The 2,403-nt window shown below is 67.2% G+C and carries 2 protein-coding genes; one reads left to right on the plus strand and one right to left on the minus strand.

Annotated elements, in window-relative coordinates; all coding sequences use genetic code 11:
• Positions 1 to 59: 59 nt before the first annotated feature.
• Positions 60 to 1,166 (minus strand): phosphoserine phosphatase SerB, encoded by a 1,107-nt coding sequence (gene serB, locus ACRC0P_RS18075; protein ID WP_438632701.1) that lies wholly within the window; start codon positions 1,164 to 1,166, stop codon positions 60 to 62.
• A 105-nt stretch (positions 1,167 to 1,271) separates the two neighbouring features.
• Here serB and ACRC0P_RS18080 point away from each other — a divergent pair, with 105 nt between their 5' ends.
• Positions 1,272 to 2,330 carry a hypothetical protein gene (locus tag ACRC0P_RS18080; protein WP_438632702.1) on the plus strand — a complete coding sequence of 353 codons (1,059 nt, stop codon included), beginning with the start codon at positions 1,272 to 1,274 and terminating at the stop codon, positions 2,328 to 2,330.
• Positions 2,331 to 2,403 lie beyond the last annotated feature (73 nt).

Raw genomic sequence — 2,403 nt, forward strand, 5'->3', positions numbered from 1 at the left:
CGGACTGAGCTACGAAGCAAATCCGATCGCGGGCATGGCGGATGGCCGCCCCGCCGCTCCTACAGCAACTCCTCTATCTGCCGGTCGTTCAGGCCGAACAGGTACAGCGCTACATCCAGCCCGAAACTGTCGATGGACTGGGGCGCCTCCCGGCGCACCTTGGGCTTGGGGTGAATGGCGATGCCCAGGGCGCCCAGCTTGAGCATGGGAATATCATTGGCGCCGTCGCCCACGGCGATCACCCGCTCCAGGGGCAGGTTCAGCTCATCGGCCAGCCGCTGCAGCAGTTCGCGCTTGCGCGCGCCGTCGATAATCGGTTCGATCACGTCGCCGGTCAGCTTGCCGTCGGCGAACTCCAGCTGGTTGGTGTGCACGAAGTCCAGCGGCAGCTTGTTCGCCCGCAGGTAATTGGCGAAATAGGTGAAGCCGCCGGAGAGAATCGCGGTTCTGCAGCCCAGCGCGCGCAGGGCGGTGAGCAGCCGCTCGGCCCCCGGCTTGATCGGCAGCCTCGGGGCTATCTCGGCCATGCGCTGCTCAGAAAAACCCTTTAGCAGGGCCATGCGCTTCCTGAAGCTCTGTTTAAAATCCAGTTCGCCGCGCATCGTCGCCTCGGTGATCGCCGCTACCTGGTCGCCGATACCGAGAATCTTCGCCAGTTCGTCGATCACCTCCGCGTCGATCAGGGTGGAGTCCATATCGAAGCCGGCCAGCCCCGGTACCCGCTGGCTGGCGCCGGACTGCAGCACCAGGTCGGCGCCCAGCCGCTCCGCCTGTTCCAAACAAGCGTGTTTCGCCGTTTCGAACTCCAGCTCCGCCTGCAATTGGAAGCGGATCACTGTGCACCCGGGATGGCGCGCCAGGGTGTCCGCGGCGGTCACTTCCCAGCCCTGTTCGGCAAAAAATGCCAGCAGCCGGCGCAGTTGTTCCAGGGTGGCGTTGGGGGAGAGCAGGGTGGCGCACCAGGGGCTGGTCACTGCCGCCGGCTTCGCGGGCATGGGGGACAAGGGGCCGGCAGCTGTCTCCATTGGGGGCGGGCCGCTGTACTCCAGGCCCAGCCGGGCCTCGCCGCCCCGGTATTCAAGATAGTGCAGCGGGCCGTCGGCGGCAGTTGTGCGAATTTGCTCCAGGGACAGCTGGAACTCCTGTTGCGTCGGTGCTTCGCCCATAGTTCTGTGTTTCCGCGGCTGGATGAAAAGAAGGCGCGCATTATAGCCCCGGCGTCATTATTCGCTAAAATCCTCGACTTCAATAAATGCCCGCGCGGTTTCCCTATGTTTGCCAGCAACCTCCCCGAGTTCCTGTCCCGCCTGCCCGGCCGCACCCGGCAGCAGTTGCTGGCCGGCGGTATCTGGCTGGTGCTGGCGCTCTTCTGCAGCGCCGCCCTGGCCCACTACTACGGCCAGCAGAAGGCTGACGCCGCGGAGAGGGACAGGGCCGCGGCGCGGGCGGCGGCGGCCTTCCTGGCACAGCAGAGCCTGGAGCGGATCGTCGCCGGAGACCGCATCAGCATGCAACTGCTGGCCCGGCAGCTGTTGGAACTGCCGGCGGTTACCGGCGTCACCGTGGAGGACGTGGAGTCCAACGCGCTGGCCCAGGTCGGCGATACCCACCAGGGGGAAACGGTCAGCGCGCCGGTGGTATTGCACGACAGCCTGGCCGGCAGTGTGACCCTGAACCTGGTGCCCGGCAGCAGCGTGGGCTTTCCCTGGGCCAGCCTGTTACTGAGCCTGGTGTTCGCGCTGCCGGTCAGCGCCGCAGCGGCCCTGGCCGCCGGCAATTTCCCCTCCCGGCGCCCGCTTCCGGTGGTACCCGCCAGGCCGGCGCCCGCGCCGGAGCCGGAGGTGACCGTGGGGCTCTATCTGCGCCCGCTGAACTGGGCGCAGCTGGGCAACCAGCTCAGCCGCACGGCATTGGACAAGTTGCAGGGCGACCTGGATCAGCGCCTGCAACTGTTGCGCCGGATCTATGACGCCCGGCCGCTGCGGCATTCGGGCCCGCAGCTGGGGTTGGGTTTCAGCGGCGGGGATGCCGCCTTCCGCGCCGTCTGCTGCGGCCTGCTGTTGCGCGAGTTGCAGCAGTCCAGTCGCGCCGCCGGCCTGCAGCTGGCCGCGGCGGTGGTGCCCGCGGAGCCCCGGTCCTGTGACTTCTCCGGCGAGCAACTGCTGAGCCAGTCCCGCGGCCTGGCCCTGCACCCACAGTTGCTGGAGGACGCGTCGCTGCTGAGCCGGGTGGAGTGCCACACCACCAGTTGGGGGGCCGAGGTGACCGGCCTGGTGCCCAACTACCAGAAGTTGCTGGACAGCCAGCTGCGCCAGCTGACCAATACCTGACGCTTTCCCCATCCGTTTCTCCTTTGTAGGAGCGGGCCATGCCCGCGATCGACCTGAGCTACGAAGCAAATCC

This window comes from Microbulbifer sp. (assembly GCF_051659245.1).
Taxonomy (GTDB): Bacteria; Pseudomonadota; Gammaproteobacteria; order Pseudomonadales; family Cellvibrionaceae; genus Microbulbifer.

Excerpts from the sequence above, each read along its gene's own strand:
- serB (WP_438632701.1), bottom strand. The coding sequence starts at position 1,166 with ATGGGCGAAGCACCGACGCAACAGGAGTTCCAGCTGTCCCTGGAGCAA.
- ACRC0P_RS18080 (WP_438632702.1), top strand. The coding sequence starts at position 1,272 with ATGTTTGCCAGCAACCTCCCCGAGTTCCTGTCCCGCCTGCCCGGCCGC.